The organism is Pseudoalteromonas sp. P1-26 (assembly GCF_001401795.1).
Classification (GTDB): Bacteria; Pseudomonadota; Gammaproteobacteria; order Enterobacterales; family Alteromonadaceae; genus Pseudoalteromonas.
Window position 1 is genome coordinate 1 of sequence record NZ_LKDX01000038.1, and the last position, 21,533, is coordinate 21,533.

The 21,533-nt window shown below is 38.3% G+C and carries 13 protein-coding genes; 12 read left to right on the forward strand and 1 reads right to left on the reverse strand.

Annotated elements, in window-relative coordinates:
* The first annotated feature begins 3 nt into the window (after positions 1-3).
* Entirely contained in the window at positions 4-336 is a 333-nt protein-coding gene (locus AN394_RS16245) for a zinc ribbon domain-containing protein (protein ID WP_268795665.1), read from the forward strand.
* A gap of 417 nt (positions 337-753) precedes the next feature.
* Here the strand turns inward: AN394_RS16245 and AN394_RS16255 are convergent, their stop codons facing one another.
* A complete protein-coding gene (locus AN394_RS16255; RefSeq protein ID WP_055022002.1) occupies positions 754-1,671 on the reverse strand; it encodes a hypothetical protein in 918 nt (305 codons plus the stop codon).
* Between the two features lie 1,314 nt (positions 1,672-2,985).
* Here AN394_RS16255 and AN394_RS16260 point away from each other — a divergent pair.
* The 11 genes from AN394_RS16260 to AN394_RS16310 all read left to right on the forward strand — a co-directional run bounded on the left by AN394_RS16260 (position 2,986) and on the right by AN394_RS16310 (position 21,528).
* Entirely contained in the window at positions 2,986-4,119 is a 1,134-nt protein-coding gene (locus AN394_RS16260) for a hypothetical protein (RefSeq protein ID WP_055022003.1), read from the forward strand.
* Positions 4,120-4,548: 429 nt separating this feature from the next.
* Entirely contained in the window at positions 4,549-10,140 is a 5,592-nt protein-coding gene (locus AN394_RS16265) for a hypothetical protein (RefSeq protein ID WP_055022004.1), read from the forward strand.
* A 262-nt stretch (positions 10,141-10,402) separates the two neighbouring features.
* On the forward strand, positions 10,403-10,750 hold the full coding sequence (locus AN394_RS16270; RefSeq protein ID WP_055022005.1) for a hypothetical protein: 348 nt from the start codon (positions 10,403-10,405) through the stop codon (positions 10,748-10,750).
* 107 nt (positions 10,751-10,857) lie between these two features.
* On the forward strand, positions 10,858-11,355 hold the full coding sequence (locus tag AN394_RS16275) for a DUF411 domain-containing protein (protein ID WP_055022006.1): 498 nt from the start codon (positions 10,858-10,860) through the stop codon (positions 11,353-11,355).
* Positions 11,355-12,782 carry a TolC family protein gene (locus AN394_RS16280; RefSeq protein ID WP_055022007.1) on the forward strand — a complete coding sequence of 476 codons (1,428 nt, stop codon included), beginning with the start codon at positions 11,355-11,357 and terminating at the stop codon, positions 12,780-12,782. The genes AN394_RS16275 and AN394_RS16280 overlap by 1 nt, the downstream gene beginning before the upstream one ends.
* Complete coding sequence (locus tag AN394_RS16285) at positions 12,782-14,539, forward strand: efflux RND transporter periplasmic adaptor subunit (RefSeq protein ID WP_055022008.1); 1,758 nt, start codon at positions 12,782-12,784, stop codon at positions 14,537-14,539. Before AN394_RS16280 ends, AN394_RS16285 begins: the two co-directional genes overlap by 1 nt.
* A 14-nt stretch (positions 14,540-14,553) precedes the next feature.
* A complete protein-coding gene (locus AN394_RS16290) occupies positions 14,554-17,718 on the forward strand; it encodes an efflux RND transporter permease subunit (RefSeq protein WP_055022009.1) in 3,165 nt (1,054 codons plus the stop codon).
* Positions 17,719-17,806: 88 nt separating this feature from the next.
* Entirely contained in the window at positions 17,807-18,418 is a 612-nt protein-coding gene (locus tag AN394_RS16295) for a PepSY domain-containing protein (RefSeq protein ID WP_226899251.1), read from the forward strand.
* Complete coding sequence (locus AN394_RS16300) at positions 18,418-20,250, forward strand: 2Fe-2S iron-sulfur cluster-binding protein (protein WP_055022010.1); 1,833 nt, start codon at positions 18,418-18,420, stop codon at positions 20,248-20,250. Before AN394_RS16295 ends, AN394_RS16300 begins: the two co-directional genes overlap by 1 nt.
* 24 nt (positions 20,251-20,274) lie before the next feature.
* On the forward strand, positions 20,275-20,622 hold the full coding sequence (locus AN394_RS16305; RefSeq protein WP_016708251.1) for a copper resistance CopC family protein: 348 nt from the start codon (positions 20,275-20,277) through the stop codon (positions 20,620-20,622).
* A gap of 18 nt (positions 20,623-20,640) precedes the next feature.
* Positions 20,641-21,528, forward strand: a complete 888-nt coding sequence (locus tag AN394_RS16310) for a copper resistance D family protein (RefSeq protein WP_045979603.1) — start codon at positions 20,641-20,643, stop codon at positions 21,526-21,528.
* Positions 21,529-21,533 lie beyond the last annotated feature (5 nt).

Genomic DNA, 21,533 nt, shown 5'->3' on the forward strand with positions numbered 1-21,533 from the left:
GGAATTTGTTCGGAGTGCGGGCAACGCCATGTTTTAACATTGAATGATAGGCGTTTTACTTGTACGGCTTGCGGAGCGTATCAAAGCCGCGATCTAGCTGCTGCTAAAAGCATAGCTAGTACAGGTGAATTAGATATAATTGCGGCTGGAATCGTTGCAAGGGTAACACCCGCATCTCAGCAGAAACAATCTGTTAAAATGAAAGTCTTCGAATTATCGAAGTTGGATTTTGGATCTGAGAAAAAAAGCTGCCTAGCCGTTAAGCTAGACTGTAGAAGCCCTGTGATCAGAATGAACCGATGTTGCTGGGTAGTTCACCATCGTCATACCCTCTGATGTTTAAGTGAACTTGATGATTAGTGACCTTTCGCAACAAATAATCAAGCTGAAAACATTCTGATAAAAACGCATATCCTGTACCACCCGCACCAATTACTGATACATTTAATGGTTTAGAAATCCACTCTGATGAAATTAAAAGTATGTTTATTTTTTAACCTTTTAATATGGCCGGACATATAATGTGAATTATTCACAAGGCCGAGCTTAAAAACTCTCCCAAACGCATAAATCGATTTAACTCTCGCATTCTTACTTTTGCATTACTTAGGCTCCTTGTGTTGGCTTTAGCGATCCAAAATGCGAGCAAATTTTGCGTTGTTACAACTTCCTTTGCTTTAAGGGTCTTTTCGTGGTTTACGTGAGTAAAGTTTGAGGCCAGTACAGTTTTCTCAACATCATTCATGCCTTCATTCATTCAGTAATTGATGTGATCTTTTTGGGTAAAGTTGCATTTCCTTGGCAAACAACTCCATTCGAATAAATATTCATCAGTGGCGCATGATACAAATGCGTATTTTCATTAGGTCGTTGATTACTTGGCAAAGCAAACACAATTAACCCATTTGGTTCTCCTTGTTTATCTTTTTCCAAACAAAAAAGAAGGGCAGGGTAGATAATTGAAAAGTTCGTGCCATATACTGTTCCTTCAGCTGACCAATAGAAGTGGCTCACATCAAAGAAAAAGCTCAAATTACCATCAGTCTGTGCTTGTAGAAGCATTCCAGCAGGCTTAAATGGCAAGATACCATTCAAATCATCTACAGAATTTTCTAACTGAATAATATCCTTAGCCAATCTATGACCATCACTAGTGTATAACTTCATCTGATGAGAATTTATAGAAAAGTTAATATGATTTAGGAACGGCCTTACATCGTTATTCGCCTTGGCATAAAAAATACCAGAAATAGCAGACTTAAATGACTCAGCATCACAAGAAAATTGAAAGCCAATAGGAATTACAATTTTGGGAATAGGGTAGCTATCGCATGACATTGTAGCTATTGAAGCTCTTGAACGACCATGTTTAACAATTACTTTATTTTCATCGAATTGAAATTTTAGTGGCTTACTTTCATCGGTAAAGCTACTTATAAAAGTATTAAGTTTTTTGGCTTTGATACAAATCTCATAATCTTCAAACGCATCAATTGGTGAAGATTGCCTAACAATCGATTGAGTGTCCGTTCCTATCACTTCTGCTATGCCGCCAATTAATGAGAAGTGGATATAATCCAACGCAGATATGTTGCATTTTGAGCCATTTGCTACACCACAAGCATCCACAAACAGATGTTTTGCGGTAGAGAGTGAGATTGAAAAATTCATGAATATGCCTTCTATTGTTTATTTAACAACAGAATGACAGCTAAGTTACATCGTGCATTTTGCAAAGAACTAATTAGCTAAAGGTATTGAGCTTAGTTCTTTTTAAATACCAAATATCATTTTTAATTTGATTTGTTGAGAGCTAAGAATAAATATTAAGGATAATGATGGTTAAATATATAGGTTAGATCTTTAGGTTAGCGCTGTGGATTGTGCTATTAACTTATTGATTTTTATAGCTAATAAAAAATAAATGAGATCGCAATTACACGTTATTTAGATCGCAATTACACCTTACTTAGATCGCAGCTACACGTTATTGGTACTCATATTGATATTATTATCAACAGGTTATAAAGGGTTGCCTGTAAAATATCCACAACGACATTGCTCAAGATCGCATTTACACTTTATTTTATTCACAACCACAGTTTGATTTTTATTCGAAATGATTGAAAATAGGCCAAATTACTGTACCAGATCGCAATTGCACGCTTCTCAGATCGCAATTACACCTTTTTTTAGGGGGTTATTCACAGCCCTGCTGAATCCATACTACAGAAGTTTAGTGAATTTTCATTTGAAAAAAGTTTTTTTTCGCCCGTTACCTTTGTTTGCGTGTGGTACAATTCTGTAAATCACTGAAATATATGTGTTTTATTTTTCAGATCGGTTTTACACTTTATTTTGTAATTTCTCTGTCCTTTTTAGAGCAAATTCTTCCGATTTATTTTTGACCAATAGTTTTAAGTTCACATCGGGTACACAGAAGTAAGTTGATGAAATAATATACTGAAAATAAATCTCAGACCCTAATTACACGTTATTCAGTAGTTATGTAGCTTCTCAGATCGCATTTACACTTTATTTTATGAGCTAAATTTTTGTGTCAGATCGCATTTACACGTTATTTTATGACTTCAAATTTCATCCCAGATCGCAGTTACACGTTATTCTATGGCCTCAAATTTCATCCCAGATCGCATTTACACGTTATTTTTCGGCCTCAATTTTCATCCCAGATCGTATTTACACGTTATTTTTGAACTAAATCTTCACCTCAGATCGCATTTACACGTTAATCAAATAGATAGGTTTTGAACTCAGATCGCAGTTACACGTTATTCATACTGTTACTCAATCTACCAGATCGCAATTACACGTTATTTTTAATAGGCTTAATAGGTAGTCAGATCACAGTTGCACTCTATTATCTTAATGATTATAAAGAGTTTTTTAATAATGGTGCATTTTACTGTGTTATTTATATAGCGATTTGATATATTTGAAATTCAAGTATGCGGGAATTTCGGTATGAGCAAAAACAAACTTACAATAAATAATTTGCCAGAGACTATCAGCACTAAAGGGCTAGTAGTTCAGGAAGCCGCTGAGGTTGAGCAGCTCAAACTCTTTACTGATGTGCATTTTGAAGGTTTGAAATCAAATTCGTTATCAAATACCTTTCCTTTATATGATTTATGGTCTCGTTTTGTAAGAGTTAAAACTACCATATACCCAATTAGACAAGCACCAGAAAGGCTCGTTAATTCTCGTTCTATTTCTGATAAGTTGGATGGTGTTGAATACACCGGTGAATTACAAATTTCACCAGCTGTAATCAAAGGTAAAGAAACTGACTATGTTGCTTGGCCATCTGACCGCGAAGAAAAGGTAGAAAGGGCGCTTATATCACTTGCAACTAAAGGCAATATTTCTAAGATTAATAACGCAAGCGGCACTCGTTACGCAATTCATTTTAAAATGAATGAACTAAATGCAGAGCTTAAGTCAGTTAATCAATCATTATCTTATCCAGATTTAAAGGAAGCGCTACTAATCCTGTCAGGGAGTCAACTGTCTTTTAACTACAGCACCAGCTCAAATGGTGAAGTAGAAACAAATGAAGCAAAAATGCCTTATCTGGGGTCAATTCATTTTTCTGGTAAAAAAGGGCCAAGCACTCAGAGATGCATTGTATTTCTTAATGAGTACATGGCTCAGCAAATTGAAACTGTATCGTATAAAGGATATTACTTTAACCAGGCGCAACAATTTAAGAGAACCTTATCTAGCTGGCTTACAACCAGACTTTATACATTGTTTAGATACGCCAGCCCCGAAAAGACGTATCACTTCATGCTTGTAAGAATAATGATTAAGTTTGGCTCTATTGAGTCAGAAGACATCACTGAAAATCGCTTAATCGCTATTCGCAGAAATATGACTTCAACAATGAAAGACCTTATTAATGCTGGCATTTTAGAGAAGTATGATATAGCTGCTGTAAAAGACGATGAAGGTAAGGTTATCGATTACAAGTACACGTTATACCCAACAGAAGGGTTCTGTGATGAAATTGTGTCGCTCAACAAACACGCTAAAAAAATTAGAATCAAAAGCAATACGACGGAAGAAGTTGTTGAAACTCTTTTAATCGAGCAGTAAGGGGCAGTACATATATTGGTTATGGGGACTGCACTGTTAAAGTTGAACAGTGCAGTGGATTAATCTTAGTTAAGTTTAAACATCTTCTTCCACAGAAGATCATTAAACCAGCTATGTTTACTTTATCAATTTACACTGTGTTTTGGTTAAGCTTGTATCCAGTCATGGCAAAATTTCCCATATGGAAGACTGTTGCAATCTATTCAGAAACAACTTTATGCATATCGATGTATGCTATTTTCTTTGTTGCTTTTAATGACAAAGTTAAATGTGATAGTGCAGTTTGACTAGGGTTGGTTGGAAATTTCTTTAATCATTCCCTTCCAAAATTAATAAAACGAATTTTTCTTCTATTTCAATTTTTTTTCAGGCTTTATTGATTGGCTAAGTTGGTAAGTTAACTCTGAGTAATTCCAACAAGGTCTAATAATGAGTTATTTAAAGGCAGCGGCTTTAACTACTTTGATGTTTTCATTTAGCGCTATTGCTATCACAACTATCAAAGGAACGATGAATGTCTACAAACCAGAATTTGTCATCGAGAACAAATCAGGCACACTTATTTCAAACGTAAGAAACTTCAAGCTTGAGGCTCGCCAAACTGTTATAGACGATTACTGTACTGTCACTACAGATAACAATTTAGCATTACAAGGGGGAACCTTAAGCGCTGGATATTGTTTATTTGAATGGAATAACACAGCCGGTTATTCAATTGATGGATTTAAAGTTGAAGGCGTCGCCTCCAATTCAGGTCCGAATAGTATTGGCTACTCAATTTATTATTATTCAGGGTCAGCAAAAGCTAAAAAGTTAGTTGATACAAAAAACTTTATTTTCAATTTTGCAGCTCCAGTTAAGCCCACTGTCCAAAGATACTCAGTTAAGCTTGGAAACTCATGGAAAAGCGTAGGTAGCCATACCAATTACAACCCCGCAAACAAGTTTTCTGCAGTTAGAGTTAATGTTGAAGCAAGGGATTACAGTCAGAAGGTATCTATACCATCGCTTGGTAGCTGTACAGTAGTAAGTGGCGCTACTTCATGCGATATTTCATTTTCAGAAATAAAGCTTGGTGATGCTATTTCAAATAAAGTGGGCTCTTTAAGCTATCAAGTGTCAGTTGATTCGAGTAATAGTTATTGGGGAGTTAGTAACACCAAACACGCTTTAACTGTTCCTTGGAATTACCAACCAACAAAAATTGACCTTTTTGAGGTTAATTCAATGCCTGCTAGTTATGCGACTACAAAGACAATAAACGTTAATAGCAAATCAATTCAAGTTTCGAATAACACAGCTAAACTCGTTTTAAATAAGCCTTCAAGCGAGATTGTTGGCGATTGGTGGGCCCCATCTGAGTTAAATGTAAAATTCAGCCGAAATAGTCAGCCAACCATTTCAAGTGGCATCACCTATAGCGGGAATGTTCTATATACAAAAGATGGCTCACTAGTTACTGCAAATAAGACTATTACGAGCACTAAGAGAGAAAGTGTAAATGGTGCATATGTTTACACGTTCGATATGACGCAAATTGAAGATGGTTATTATGGTGCTTCTGTGGCTTTCACAAATTCAAGTGGCATCCCTTCTAACCAAAATTTTAATGGGTTAAGAATTAACAAAGCTGCCCCCAAAATTGATATTTTCAAATCAGGTGTTAAGCAAAATAACAGCAGTAACTTTGCATACAATCAAGAGCTGGTAATTTCAACTTTCAATTCATTTACAGATGACGTTGACCTGGTATCGATTCAAGTTAATTCTTCTAACGTTGCTTTTAACAAGCCAAAAATTGGTGTGGCCACAATACCTGACACTGTTATTTTCAAAAATGGCTTAAATACAATAAAAGTTACGGTCAAGGATACTCTGGGACATTTATATTCCAGAACAATCACACTAAATAAAGTTCAAGATGAAATCGAGTTTAAGATTAACAATTTAGGTGGTCGATTAGTATCTCACGTAAAAGAGTCTAGTTTTGAAGCAGTCCAAACTAAGTTTTCAGGTTTCTGTGACATTGTGACCAATGAAGCGGTTGCAATTGGTACCAACAAAAATGTATCTGGAAAGTGTTATTTTGAATGGGTTGGTATGGATGAGCTTGATAGAGATAACTTTTCTCTTAAAGGTCGATTGAGAATGAGCGGAGTTGTGCCTGTTGGGTATAAAGTGTTTGCCTATTTTGGCGCAGAGAAAGAGAAAACACTAATCAAGTCTGGAACTACTTCTTTTAACGTCGAGGCCCCAATTGCGCCTGAACTAACAAAATATTCTATTTATGTAGGGAATAAATGGATCGACAATAATAGCGATGTCAATCACGATCCAAACGCTCAGGTTAAAGCCATTTCAATCACTACTAAGCCAGTTAATTATTCACAACAGGTGATTGTCGATAATTTGGGGAGTTGTTTAATAAATGCTGGAAGTACATCCTGCACAATAAATATCACTCCTTATTTCCTTGGAAATAAAAATTACATTGGCTATGAGGATGGCATTGTTTCTCACCAGTTTAAGGTAAATTCAATTAATAAGTACTTTACTGATAAAGAAATAAACTCACAGGCCATTGTAAGTTGGGAATATGCATACTCTCGGGTAGAGCAAGTAAAAGTTAATGCAAGGGCTAGTGGTTTGCCATTGAGCTTTGGCTTGTTAGGCGCTTCTATAGATGTTGAGAACGAAACAGCGAGAGTTGTATTTGATAAACCGTCTCCAGCTATATCAGGTACATGGTGGCTTCCTAAATCGATTGAACTTGAGTTTAAAGTTAGTAGTTCGCACGAAGTCCTTAAGGAACTTGAATTTGACGGTACTACTCTTTTTAAAAACGATAATATTACTGAAGGTGAAACTGTAATAGTAAAAAATCTAACCGGGCCTGAAGTTATTAATAACAAGTTTATTTATACAGCTGATGTGCAGAGTGTACCAGATGGACACTACGATATTACGGTTACTTCAAAGTACTTATATTCAAAATCAGATAAAAAAGAATTTAAAAACGCTGCATTCTTATCTCGTAAGCAGCCATCAATTTCTATTTTCAGAAACAGCCAAAGTATGGAGGAAGATGATGAGTTCTACTTTGATAGTGAACTGTTAGTAGCAGGGTTTAATGGCTACGTAAATGGTGTCACTATTGAGAGTGTACAATCAAACGGCGTGCCATTAAGTTTAAATTCTGTTGGTGACGGTATTGTCACTATTAATGGCTTAACTCAGCTGTTATCACCAAAAGATAATGCAGAAATTAGTGTTGTAGTTAAAAACTCTTCAGGTGATAAATTTAATTATGATCTAAATGTTGTCTTTGCTCCTATGTCGTTTGATATAAAGCATCGTGAAAACGACTATCTACCGTTCAGACTAATTGAATTGGTTTATTTAGATTCTGAACAAGTGAGCGGCGAAGAGTGCCGGTTCTATAGTGAAAGAGACCTCGCGGTTAAATATGCGCGCAAAGGTGTTAAAAGTTGCATATTCAATTGGGTTAATTTACCAGAAGGCTTTGAAATATCATTGCGAGGTAGAACACCATCGGCTGTTGGTTATTTAGACAAAGCGCTTGTAGAAATTGAAAGCGATATCGAAATAATTAATGAGTTTGGTGAAACGCTGATCATACCTAATGAAAAAACACAGATTTCTTCTCAGGAACCAACAGGGATTTCAGTTGAAGCTAGCTCAAGGCGAGAACTTATAAACGGTTTTTATCCAGTTGAATACTCGGGTGGTGAAATTGTCAGAATGGGTACTGTATCGAGCCCTGGTTCATTAGATATGACATTCGACACCAAAGGGGTTAGCCAAACATTTCCGAAAAACCCTTCTACAAGAACAGGTGAAATATTTAGAACATCTGGTAGGTTCGATATGCCTTTTGAAGTTGAACGCAATCTATGGGAAGTATTCCCTATCGATTACAACGTTAAGTACCATAGAATGCCAGAAATAAATGCATCCCAAAGCATTAAAGCTTTAGTCGTTCCTGATAGCACACTTGGCGTTAATCTAGATTTTCAAGATGATCAGATCCTATCTACCGATGAAGTAACAGCTAAAATCAACCTTGGGAATTACAATCGAATCGATGGATGGGTTTATGACAAAAGCTCAATGGGTGAATGGGAAGTTTACATAGGTAAGTACGACAGAAGAAATATACCTGAACCATTAACAGAAACTGTCACAATTGATGCGAAAGGAGAAGCCTTCATAAAAATGCCAATGGAAGTTATTGGCGAAGAAAGTGGAATTTATGTTGCAGTAGCAAAAGCAAAAACACCTATACCTGATTATGAGTACTATATTCAGTCTGCTCGTGCATACTTTATTGTGTACAAAGGCACTAAAATTGAAGGGGAGCTAAAGGATGGCTTAATTAAGGGCCGGATACCATTGAGAGCTTCAGCAATTTACTCACCTGAAGACCGAGCAGATGTTGGATCACTTGGCCGAGTTGTGTGGGAAGTTTCAAGTAACGGTTCAGATTGGAGGGAGTCTACAGAACATAAAGATACTTTACGTTGGCGTAAGCGATATGAAAACGAAGAAATTGAATACTTGAGAGTTAAAGTTGAAAATAAGTTTACAGGTGAATGGTCAACTAGCGGTACTCTAAAAGTTGTTGCTTATGAAAAACCTGAACTATTAATTCAACAAACTAATGAAGTTCTATTTAATGAAGCTGCAAAGTTCGTTTTGTATGACGGAGATAACCTCGTTCAAAATGGGGATGGTGTTATCGAGTGGTCAACTGATAATCGTAAGTCTTGGTTCACAGGTCCAGCAGAAATCTCATTCTATAAAGATGACTTTACAGGAAGAGATATCAATGCCCGAATGAAATATAACGGGATAGCAAGTGACAGTAGTTTGGGTGATGAAGCTTTTGTCGAAGCTAGGGCGCGATACTACTTCTTAAGAGCGCCACGATTCTATTTTGATTTAGATGTCCCTGATCTAGTCGAAGTCGGCTCTACACACCACATTAAAGGAAGCTCTTTCACAAGAACTGAGTCTATTAATGGTAGGACTCAAAACCAATGGGTGTTACCGGATGGGAAAGTAATAAATGATAGTGAATTTGACCTGACATTTAGTGAAAATCTTCTTGAAGGAAGAAACTTTATTCTGACCTACCAAGCTTGGGTAGAGGGGTCAAAGCAAGAGACAATCAACGAGACTAGAGTTCGTGTGAAAAGCTGGACATACGAGTTTCCTGAAATTGAACTAAACATGCCAGCTACAGTAAATTATATGCCTTCTAAACATATTGCATGGGTAGGCTTAGAGCGTCATTTTGCTCCTGGCGTCGAGTATACATATGAGCTACTAAAAACACCCGGAGTTAAAGTGTTAAATCAAGATGACGGCAAGTTTACTCTGCAGTTTTCCCAAGAAGGAATGAAAAATCTCACATTTAGGGTTACTAACAGCAGGGGACAAAGCAAAGAAGTAAGCCAAATTGTAGAAGTTTTACCTCCAACCCCATTAGAAATTGAGATCGTGCGTACATTCAGTAATGAATACCTGAGATATCCATTAGATGTATCACTTAGATCTCGTGTATGGCTTTCACATCCAGATGATAGAGTTTCAGTGTATAAATGGTACTTGGATGGCGAGCTTGTCATGGAAAGCAAGCGCTATAGAGAAAGTATTGGAGATTTATCAGTTGGTGATCATACTATCCGCGTTGATGTTGAAACTGAGTTTGGTCAGACAGGTTCGCAGTCATTTGAAGTGAGCGTGATACCAAATCAGAAACCAACCGGTAGTATTAATATGCATGAAACAGATCAAGTGTTTGAATTACATCTCAACTGTAATGACTCGGATGGTCGAATTGCTGCGACTACATGGCAGTTAAATGGTGAGTTACTAACGCATTCTCATAATATTATCCAATTCAGCAAGGATAAGCTAAAAGGTACAAATTATGTTGTAGGTAGATGTTATGACGATAGTTTCGAATACATAGATATCACTCAGACAATTCATTAAATGATATGTGAATATGGAAGCTGTTTTGAATGCTATATTCAAAAAAATGAACAGCCTATGATTGGGCTCAATTATTGCCAAAAATGAACCTAAAAAGCTATTTAAGACATGAACTTGGATATAAACATTAAGCTTAAGAGCGGTTTTTATAGCATCCGTTAAAATTAACTTTAACAAAATAACTCATAAATGTTTTGATGATATCAATTTACTTATTCGAAAATTTATATTAATATAAGAGGTGTATTTTTATGAGGATTTTATGTCTAAAGCATTTTCAAAAGTCTTAGTAATAACGCTTATGCTATTTGCCTTTGTAGGGCAAGCATTTGCTTATTCTGCTATGTCTTGCGAAATGTCATTAGGTTCTCACGAATCACACATGAAGATGGATCATGGTGATATGAATAAAAGCAGTAATGGTCAATCAGAAGATTGTTGTGACGTTGAATGTATTTGTCCTGCAAATGCTTGCTCATCTACGACAGTCCTAAATTCCAGTGTTGACTCGACAGATATTCAAATATTGAGTGAATCTGTAGCTGCTATGCAATCTAAACAACCTCATTCAATTTCCACTTCCCTTTATCGTCCACCAATTTTTGCCTAATACAGGATTAGTGCGTCTAAATTTCGCGCACATGTAATTAATTTTTCTGTTAGTCAATATAGCGTCGTAGCGCTATAGCTATTTTCCAGCGATGTCTGGGGGCAAAAATGATCAATAAGTATTTAAAAATAGCAGTTCTAATGCTGCTTTCACCTGCGTTTGCAAACTCCAATGAACATAAGCATGCACACAATAACGACGTAACACCTTTGGAGTTAATCGTTTATAAAACCCCAACTTGTGGGTGTTGTAAAAAATGGATAACTCATATTGAAGACAAAGGGATCGTTGCGCATTCCAAAGATTTCCGAAACATCGGCAACATCAAAACTAAGTATGGTATCAAACCTAATTACCGTTCATGCCACACGGCAGTGAGTAGAAATGGATTTGCCTTTGAAGGTCATGTACCCGCTAAGTTTATTCAGAAGTTCTTGTCAGAAGAGCACCCCAATGCGATTGGATTATCTGTCCCAGCAATGCCTGTTGGCTCTCCTGGTATGGAAGTCGGCGACCGCTTTATGTCATATAACGTATTAATTTTATTTAAAGATGGAACGAGTAAAGTATATGCAGAAGTTAAGGCTTATGAGGAGCAATTCTAATGAGATTAAATGTTTCAAGCCTTACTCTAATTTCAACTTCGCTAATGCTCGGCTTGTCTGTATTCTCAGCTCAAGCTGAGAAAGTAGTGTCACTTGAACAAGCTATCACCTTGGCTCAGCAAAATGATCCTTGGCTTCATGGGAGTCGGTTAAAACAAAGCGCGGTTGAAAATAGAAGTATCGCTTCAGGTACTTTGCCTGACCCCAAAGTATCACTAGGGATAATGAATTTACCAACAGATACTTGGGACTTAGATCAGGAAGGAATGACTCAACTAAAGGTTGGTGTTTCTCAAATGTTTCCTAGAGGTGATAGTTTAAAGATTAAACAAGAGCAATTAAAAATTGAGTCAACGAAATTTCCACTGCTACGAGAGGATCGTAAGGCTAAACTGATAAGCCAAGTATCACAGTTATGGTTAGATGCTTACTTAGCTCAACAAACCATTAAATTGATTGAAGCGGATTGGGCGCTCTTTGAGCAGATGGCGGAAGTTACTAAAGCTAGCTACTCAAATGTTGTTGGTAAAACCAGACAACAAGATGTTATTCGTGCTCAATTGGAAATCGTGCAGTTAGATGACCGATTAACTTCGCAAAAGCAGAAACTAGAAACAACAATCGCTCGCCTTAATGAGTGGCTTCATATCTACGATGCTGCTGGCTTGAATGAATCATTTAACTTTGATACGCAACCATTAGAGTTTAGGGTTTCTAAAAAGTTGCCTGCAATTCATTTGAACAATTCAACAGTCCTAAAAGCATCTAATTACTCAAGAAATCTATTGGCTCAGGAGCTTTCGAATCACCCAGCCATACTTGCAATTGATATAAAACGCAAAGCTTCAGAAAAAGCAGTTGAGTTAGCTAAACAGCAATATGAACCGCAATGGGGTGTTAATGCTAGTTATGCCTATCGGGACAATATGCCCTCTGGTGATAGCCGAGCTGATTTATTTTCTGTTGGAGTAACGTTTGATTTACCCTTGTTCACCGAGAACAGACAAGATAAGCAAGTTGCAGCTTCTATTGCAGATTCAGAGACTATTAAAACCGAGAAACTATTACTGACAAAGCAAATGATCAGTATGGTGGAAAAGGAGCTTAGACAGCTTAAGCGTTTATCTGATAGGCAATCTATCTATCAAGAACAACTCCTTAAACAAACTCATGACCAAGCAGAAGCGTCATTGACAGCTTACACAAATGATGATGGCGATTTTGCCGAAGTTGTTCGAGCAAGAATCGCAGAATTAAATGCCAGAATATCAGCCTTAAGAATTGATGTTGACGCACTTAAAACAGTTGCTCGTATCAACTATTTCTTTGCACGTTCTCAATCTAACTCAAATGCTGAACATAAGTCGATGCAAACTTCACACAAAACTAATCAGCACTTATCCAATCAGCAATTTGGAGAAAAATAATGTCAACGAATACTAAAACAATTATTGCCATCATCATTGGTGCTGCGCTAGGCGCAGGAGTATTGAGCTTATATCAAGGTGCAGGGTCAAACAGTAATACAGATGAAACAACATCAGCAGAGAAAAAGCCTCTGTATTGGGTTGCACCGATGGATTCTAATTACCGCCGGGACAAGCCCGGTAAGTCGCCTATGGGGATGGATTTAATTCCTGTGTATGAGGAAGAATCATCTGGTGATGATTTTGGTCCCGGAGCAGTAAAAATTGCGCCTCATGTAGTGAATAACCTAGGGGTTCGCACTGCACCTGTTGAGCTGAAAAATATGCATACTGAAATATCAACGGTTGGTTACGTTCAATATGATGAAGATAAGCTAATTCATATCCACCCACGTGTTGATGGTTGGATTGAAAAACTCTATGTCAAAGCGGCAGGTAACCCTGTAGAGAAAGGGCAGCCTCTTTATACACTGTATTCTCCTCAGTTAGTTAACGCGCAAGAAGAACTTTTAATAGCTTTAAAGCGCGACAATAGTTCCTTAATTTCGGCGGCGAAAGATCGCCTTAAAGCGTTACAGCTTTCAGCAGATTTCATTCAAAAGCTAGAAAAGACTAGAAAAGTTCAGCAAACCATCACCTTTTATTCACCACAAGCAGGTGTTGTTGACGGTTTGAAGATTAGAGAAGGCTTTTATGTCAAGCCGGGAAACACCTTATTAAGCATTGGTCAACTAGATCAAGTTTGGGTTGAAGCAGAAGTGTTTGAACGTGACGCAGCCTTAATTAAAGAAGGACTGCCTGTATCAATGACACTGGATTATTTACCCGGAGAGGACTGGGCTGGTGTCGTTGATTATGTTTATCCAACATTGAATAGTAAAACACGCACACTCAGAGTGAGACTGAAGTTTGACAACCCAGACTATCAATTAAAACCAAACATGTTTGCACAAGTCTCTATTCACGCTAATCAAGCTGATAGCACGATACTCGTACCTAAAGAAGCCGTCATTCGCACAGGTAAACAAGACAGAGTTGTACTTGCCTTGGGGGATGGGCAATTTAAGTCTATCGAAGTGACAATTGGCCGGGTTGATATCGATAGTATCGAAATCTTAGAGGGTCTTAATGAAGATGATGTTGTGGTGACATCTGCTCAATTCTTGATTGATTCTGAATCAAGTAAAAACTCTGATTTTAAACGAATGACTCATGACGAAGTGCCTAGCTCTGTTTGGATGGAAGGCGAAATCAACAGCGTCATGGCGGGACATCGTATGGTTAATATTACTCATGGTCCTGCTGAGGCTTGGGATTGGCCTGAAATGACAATGGACTTCGATGTAGGTGAAAAGGTAGATATTGATTCACTGAAGTCTGGTCAATCTTTGCACTTTGAAGTGAGCAAAACCGAAGAGGGTGGATATGAAGTTACTGGAATTCATATCATGAGTGAGCCTGCTGATATGAGTGAAGAAGTATCATCAGCAACAGTATCAGGTTTAATTAATGCGATTGATATTGATACACGGATTCTAAATATTAGCCGAGGCCCAATAGAGAAGTGGGATAGACCTGCTGCGACGATGGATTTTATCGTCGCGGACAATATAGAAATAGTTGATTTCAATGTTGGTGATAATGTCACTTTCACTTTTGAGGTTAGGGATGACTTAGTTATCACTGAAATCTCTCTTGAATCAGATGAACAACACGGCAAGGAAAATAAAGCTGCTGTTGATCATTCTAATCATTAAGTGGGAGAAAAATAATGATTGAATCAATTATTAGATGGTCTATCGGCAATCGTTTCTTTGTTTTGTTGATTACCTTAATTATCGCGTTTGGTGGTTTGTATTCATTACAAAAAACGCCAGTAGATGCACTCCCAGATCTTTCTGATGTGCAGGTGATAATTAAGACGAGTTATCCGGGACAGGCACCACAAGTTGTGCAGGATCAAGTGACATTTCCACTTACTACAGCGATGCTATCAGTGCCGGGGGCGCAAACTGTTCGTGGTTACTCATTCTTTGGTGATTCCTACGTCTACATTATTTTTGATGATGATACTGATTTGTATTGGGCTAGAAGCCGAGTACTTGAATACTTAAGCCAAGTAGCATCAAGCCTGCCTGATTCGGCAAAACCTCAATTAGGACCTGATGCAACAGGTGTGGGTTGGGTATACATTTACGCTTTAACAGATAAGTCTGGAAACCATGATCTAAGCCAATTAAGAAGCATTCAAGACTGGTTCTTAAAGTATGAACTACAAACTGTTCCGGGCGTGTCCGAAGTTGCCGCCGTTGGTGGTATGGTTAAGCAGTATCAAGTGCAAGTAGATCCTGACAAATTGAGAGCTTACGATATTCCTCTAAGTTTAATACAAATAGCCTTACAAAAAGGGAACAAAGAAACTGGCGCATCCGTTGTGGAAATGGCTGAAGCTGAATATATGGTTACCGCAACGGGGTATATTCAATCAGTTAGTGATATAGAGAAAATTCCACTTGGTATTAACGAACAAGGCACGCCGTTGCGTATTGGTGATGTTGCCAACGTTAACCTTGGTCCTCAAATGCGCCGTGGTATCGCAGAACTTAATGGCGAAGGCGAAGTTGTTGGTGGTGTTGTCGTTATGCGCTTTGGTGAAAACGCTCAACAAACCATAAATGGGGTAAAAGAAAAGCTTGAGTCGCTCAAATCTTCTTTACCAGAGGGGGTGGAGGTTGTCCCTGTCTATGACAGATCGAAGTTAATAGATCGTGCTGTTGATAACCTTTGGAGCAAGTTGCTAGAGGAGCTTGCGGTCGTGGCTATTGTCTGTGTTGCTTTCCTATTTCATCTTCGCTCATCAATTGTGGCAGTTGTTACTCTACCATTAGGTATATTGGTGTCATTCATCATCATGTATATGCAAGGCATCAATGCCAATATTATGTCTTTAGGCGGTATCGCTATTGCTATTGGTGCGATGACTGATGGTGCAATAGTGATGATTGAAAATATGCATAAACATATGGAGAAAACACCACTAACAGATGAAAACCGTTGGCAAATTGTAGCTAAGGCTGCGAGTGAGGTAGGCCCTGCATTATTTTTTAGCTTGCTGATCATAACTGTCTCATTCTTACCTGTGTTTATCTTAGAAGCGCAAGAAGGAAGAATGTTTTCACCGCTCGCCTATACAAAAACCTATGCAATGGCTGCATCAGCAGGCTTGGCAATAACATTGGTGCCTGTTTTGATGGGCTACTTTATTCGAGGCAAAGTCGTCTCTGAAAAGAAAAACCCATTAAATCGATTATTGATTGCTATCTACATGCCTGTTTTAAAGCAAGTCATGAAGTTTCCAAAATTGACAATAGTCGCAGCAGTATTAGTGACTATCGTTGGTTTTTGGCCTGTCGATAAAATTGGTAGTGAATTCATTCCGCCATTGGATGAAGGCGACCTTATGTATATGCCTACTACATATCCCGGCATTTCAATCGGTAAAGCAAGAGAGTTATTGCAGCAAACGGACAAGCTTATTCGCACTGTGCCAGAAGTTGAAAATGTATTCGGTAAAGTAGGACGAGCTGAAACCGCAACTGACCCTGCGCCTCTAACCATGATTGAAACCTTTATTCAATTGAAGCCACGGGAGGAGTGGCGAGAAGGCGTGACAACTGAGTCGTTAAAAGCTGAGTTTGATAAGTTGGTTAAATTTCCGGGCTTAACCAATGCTTGGGTCATGCCAATCAAGACCCGCATTGACATGTTAGCTACAGGTATAAAAACGCCTGTCGGTATTAAAGTCGCCGGACCAGAACTTGATGTAATTCAGGATATCGGCCAACAAATAGAACAACTCTTGCCAGAAGTGACAGGCACAGCGTCAGTTTACTCTGAACGAGTTGCAGGTGGACGATATATCAAGGTTGATATTTCACGAGATAAATCAAGTCGCTTTGGGTTAAATATCGAAGATGTCCAACAAGTAGTTTCTACTGCGATTGGCGGTATGAATGTGACACAAACGATAGAAGGTCAAGAGCGTTACCCTGTTAATCTGCGCTATCCGCAAGATTATCGAGATTCTCCTGAGCAGCTAGCACGATTACCTGTTGTAACACCAAGTGGTCAACGCATTGCACTAGGTGATGTTGCTGATATTCGAGTAGAGAATGGCCCACCGGGTATTAAAAGTGAGAATGCCAGAATCAATGGTTGGACTTTCATTGATATTGATAGCGTTGATGTAGGTACTTATGTTGAAAATGCTAAAGAACACTTAGCAAATAACCTGACATTACCAGCAGGCTATTCAATTACTTGGGCTGGACAATACGAATATATGGAAAGAGCGAAAGAAAAGCTCACCTATGTATTGCCTTTAACACTCGCCATTATTGTTATTCTGCTTTACCTGAATTTCAGAGCGTTTAGTGAAGTGGCTATCATTATCGTTACCTTGCCGATGGCAATGATCGGTGGGTTATGGTTGATGTATCTAGAAGGGTTTAATTTCTCAGTAGCTGTTGGTGTGGGCTTTATCGCTCTAGCTGGTGTTGCGGTTGAGATTGGCGTGATAATGCTGGTTTATCTTAATCAAGCACTTGCTGAGCTTAAGGAAAAAGCGGTGGAGCGAGCAGAACTCATCTCAGATGATGCATATCAAGATGCATTATTGCACGGTGCTGGCTTACGAGTTCGTCCAGTAATGATGACGGTAGCTACAATCATTATAGGTTTAATGCCTATTTTATATGGTACTGGTACAGGTTCTGAGGTCATGAGCCGCATTGCTGCTCCTATGGTAGGCGGAATGACAAGTGCTGTGCTGCTCACGCTTATTGTACTCCCTGCAATTTACTCAATCATTAAAAAGCCTGAAGTAAATGCCTTTAACAAAGAGCTTTCTAACGTGGAGCCTGAGAATAATGCTTAGCACGGCTAGAAAATATCACAAATGGCTAATGGCATTTGTCGGAATACAATTCCTCTTCTGGTCTATTACAGGCGTGTATATGGTGACTATGGATATTCACTATATACACGGCGAAACCTTGGCTAAGAGTGAGGAAGCCAAAATAGATTTAGCAAGTATGGATTACTCCATTGTAAAGCTAGCTGCGGATTATCCTAAAGCTAGCCAAGTTACACTTACTCAAAGTATGGGCCGTCCTTTGTATTCTTTTATTAATGGAGAAAATGGAAAAGTAGCAATAGATGCTAAAACTGGAGCTGTTCAGGCCCTTGTAGATGAAACCAAGGCTAAAGAAATCGCACAATACCATTATGCGCTGAATCATCAAATCGACAGCATAAGGTTGATTAAGTCAGCGACAAACTTGCCTGCTGAGTTGTCCCCAAGGCATTTACCTGTTTGGAGAGTGACGTTTGAGCAATTCTCCACACCGACATTTTATATAAGTCAACAAACAGGATCACTTGTTGCCAAGCGTCATGATTACTGGCGATTGTTTGATTGGATGTGGCGGTTCCACATTATGGATTACTATGATGGAGAAAACGTATCAAACTGGTTTTTGTTCTTGGTCGCAACTCTAGGTCTAATGGGAGCAATTACTGGCGCAGTATTGACTTATTACCGAGTGCTTTCCCCAAATAAAAAGAGAGTCATTTGATGCGACTATTTAAGTTAAATACAACGATACACAAGTGGCTTTCTTTATTTGTTGGTTTACAACTGCTTATTTGGTTGGGAACGGGCCTTTACTTCAATTTGATGGATCACAGTAAAGCCAGTGGTAATGAACTTAGAGTTCATTCTCATCATGAAGGTAGCATTACAGGCTTTGACCTATTCCCTATTAAAGACATTACTAGTAATGCTCCGCAGGAAGTAAACCTTATATGGGTTTTACATCAGCCTTACTATCATTTTGTGTTCGATAAGGGGCAGCATAGCTATCAAGAGCGCCACTCAAAGCTATTTGATGCTGTAACAGGAAAGCCATTTAATTTGTCTGAAGAACAAGTACTAACTTTGGCAAAAAACTCCTACTCAGGACAGGGTAAGTTAACTACTCCAGTGTTATCTCAACCTCCGTTTTCTGATCACGTAAGGCAGCAAAATCCTATGTGGCAAGTTGCCGTTGAGGATGAGAACAATACAACTATTTATTTAGATAGTATTACAGGTCAAGTACTTCGCCATGCCAATGATGATTTCAGATTGAAAGATCTGATGATGAAGCTTCACTTTATGGACTATGGCAATTCTGGAGGATTTAACCATTGGTTGATCATTGCATTTGCTTTTGCAACGCTATTCCTTTCAATTACTGGTGTTACTTGGCTGATACAACAGTATAGAAGTGGTTTACTGAAGCTAGGTTGGGGCACTAACAGGCAAAAAGTGGCAGTGACGTTTTCCAATGAAAATATTATTACTGACATCTCAGCAGTTGGTCGCTCAACTGTATTAGAAGGGCTAGCTAGTTCACATGTATACCTTCCTTCAGGTTGCGGTGGTGGCGGTACTTGTGGCAAATGCGTGTTCTTAAGTTCAACTAAATTACCTATCACACTATCTGAACAGGAACATTTATCTCAGGAGCAACTTAAGGAAGGTTATCGGCTTGGATGTCAGCATAGGTTCTCTGAAATTAGTTCGATTGAAGTTAATACTGATCGCAATATTGAAAATCATGAGCTAGTTGTGGTTGCGACTAATTTCATTACTCCTTTTATCAAGGAAGTGAAATTTAAGCTGAAATCAGGCAAACAGTTGGCATTTAAAGCTGGTGCATATATGCAATTTGATGTGCCAGCAGGGATGAATAGCTTACGTCCAGATGATATGCCAGAGTGCTATGAAAAATACTGGGATAGCTACTATCATGGAAAATTTTCTCATAACGGTGTAACTCGCCACTACTCATTAGTTAACTTTGACGAGGAGTCTGATGAGTTAATGTTTAATATCCGTTGGCAGACCGCAAAGAATGGTTTTAAAGCAGGAATAGGTTCAAGTTATTTAGGTTCACTCCAAGTAGGTGAAACGATAACTGCAAGAGGCCCTTTTTCTGATTTTTATGCCACTTCAAATAAAAAAGTTAGTCGCGTGTTTATAGGTGCGGGTTCAGGACTTGCACCACTGAGGTCTATTATTTTTGAACAGTTGAAAAAGCATAAAGATAAAAGTGGTTTGACTCTTATCTATGGTGCGCGAACTGAAGATGACTTGCTATACCATAATGAATTGAAGTCACTGAGTGAGAAGCATAAAAACTTCTCTTATATTCCTACTCTTTCTAATCCTTCAGAAGAATGGCAAGGGCACTCAGGCTATGTTCAAAAAGTACTTCTGCCGTATATGAACCAAAAAGCAGAACTGCATTTGGCTGAGTTTTACTTGTGCGGTCCAGAAGCAATGATGAGTGAAGTGGAAAAAATAATTACAGATGCTGGGATTCCAAGTAATCAAATTTTCAAAGATAAATTTAGTCGTTAATCCATTAAATAAATAGAGGTATATATGAAAACATTAATTAAACTTTTAACCATAATCAGTGTTGTTTTTAGTAGTGCAGTATTTGCACATGTGCATCTTGAAAAAAGCGTGCCTGCTGATAATGCAATGCTAATGAATACTCCAGAAAAATTGACATTGGGATTTAGCAAAGAGGTACGTGTAGTTAAAGTTACGTTGAAAAATAAAAAAGGTGAAAATATTAAATTTGACTTTAAACCATCAAAAGAAGCTTCCAGAGAGTTTTCATGGGAACTACCTAAATTAGCTCCAACAAACTATATCGTTGATGTGACCTATTTAGGTAAAGATGGACATAAAATGAAAGATAGCTTCGGCTTTATGGTTCATTAGTAAGGCTGTGTGATTGATATGGAAATGTATATCTGGAATACAGTCATTGTACTGTCAAAAATTGTATTTTACGTCGGCTTTGCCTGTATTGCCGGCTATACATTTTTCAGACAAATTTTTGAGCATAATGAATCTCATAGTAATGCTGTAATAGCGAATTTAACGTGGACAAGAACTTATATAGTTATGGCTTTGATCGCTAATATTACTTGGTTCTTTGCCAGTACTGGTGCAATGGCAGAAGAGGGAATTCAGGGGGCGATAGACGCTGATATATTGGCTATTATGTGGGACTCCTCTGTCGGCACTGGAGCTTTGCTTCGAGCGCTTGGGCTAGTTACCGCAATAATCGCTTTAGCTTTAAGGTTCAAACTCGCTGTGAACTCGTACTTAAAACAAAGCGCTTTAATGTTGAGTTTATTAATCCTTGCATACTCATTCACGTTACTGGGTCATATTTCTGAGTTAGGCACAATTGAAAAAGGCTTGCTTATTTTGCATGTGCTCGTTATGGCATGGTGGTTTGGGGCGTTATTGCCACTAAAACAGGCTTGCCATCAGCTAAGTTATGCAGAACTTCATTTGCTGATGGAAAGCTTTGGCAAACAAGCAAGTTTTACATTGAGCCTATTGTTGGTAGCAGGCCTCTGGCTCGTGATTCAATTGGTCGGAAGTCTTGATGCACTAATAAGCTCAAGTTACGGACAAACACTGTTGTTTAAATTGGCCCTTGTAGTGTCTATTTTGGCACTTGCTGCTAAACATAAACTAATACTCGTTCCACAACTTAAAAATAGTCAAGGCAGAGAGGCTTTATCTAAATCTATCTCGATAGAAATGGTAGTAGCTTTTGCCATTTTATCTGTAACGGCTGGGCTTACTAGTGTTGTTGGCCCTGCAAATTAAAACCT

Coding starts and splice junctions, on each gene's coding strand:
- AN394_RS16255 (WP_055022002.1), bottom strand. CDS start 1,671: ATGAATTTTTCAATCTCACTCTCTACCGCAAAACATCTGTTTGTGGAT.
- AN394_RS16280 (WP_055022007.1), top strand. CDS start 11,355: ATGAGATTAAATGTTTCAAGCCTTACTCTAATTTCAACTTCGCTAATG.
- AN394_RS16305 (WP_016708251.1), top strand. CDS start 20,275: ATGAAAACATTAATTAAACTTTTAACCATAATCAGTGTTGTTTTTAGT.
- AN394_RS16270 (WP_055022005.1), top strand. CDS start 10,403: ATGTCTAAAGCATTTTCAAAAGTCTTAGTAATAACGCTTATGCTATTT.
- AN394_RS16310 (WP_045979603.1), top strand. CDS start 20,641: ATGGAAATGTATATCTGGAATACAGTCATTGTACTGTCAAAAATTGTA.
- AN394_RS16265 (WP_055022004.1), top strand. CDS start 4,549: ATGAGTTATTTAAAGGCAGCGGCTTTAACTACTTTGATGTTTTCATTT.
- AN394_RS16290 (WP_055022009.1), top strand. CDS start 14,554: ATGATTGAATCAATTATTAGATGGTCTATCGGCAATCGTTTCTTTGTT.
- AN394_RS16295 (WP_226899251.1), top strand. CDS start 17,807: ATGGATATTCACTATATACACGGCGAAACCTTGGCTAAGAGTGAGGAA.
- AN394_RS16260 (WP_055022003.1), top strand. CDS start 2,986: ATGAGCAAAAACAAACTTACAATAAATAATTTGCCAGAGACTATCAGC.
- AN394_RS16285 (WP_055022008.1), top strand. CDS start 12,782: ATGTCAACGAATACTAAAACAATTATTGCCATCATCATTGGTGCTGCG.
- AN394_RS16300 (WP_055022010.1), top strand. CDS start 18,418: ATGCGACTATTTAAGTTAAATACAACGATACACAAGTGGCTTTCTTTA.
- AN394_RS16275 (WP_055022006.1), top strand. CDS start 10,858: ATGATCAATAAGTATTTAAAAATAGCAGTTCTAATGCTGCTTTCACCT.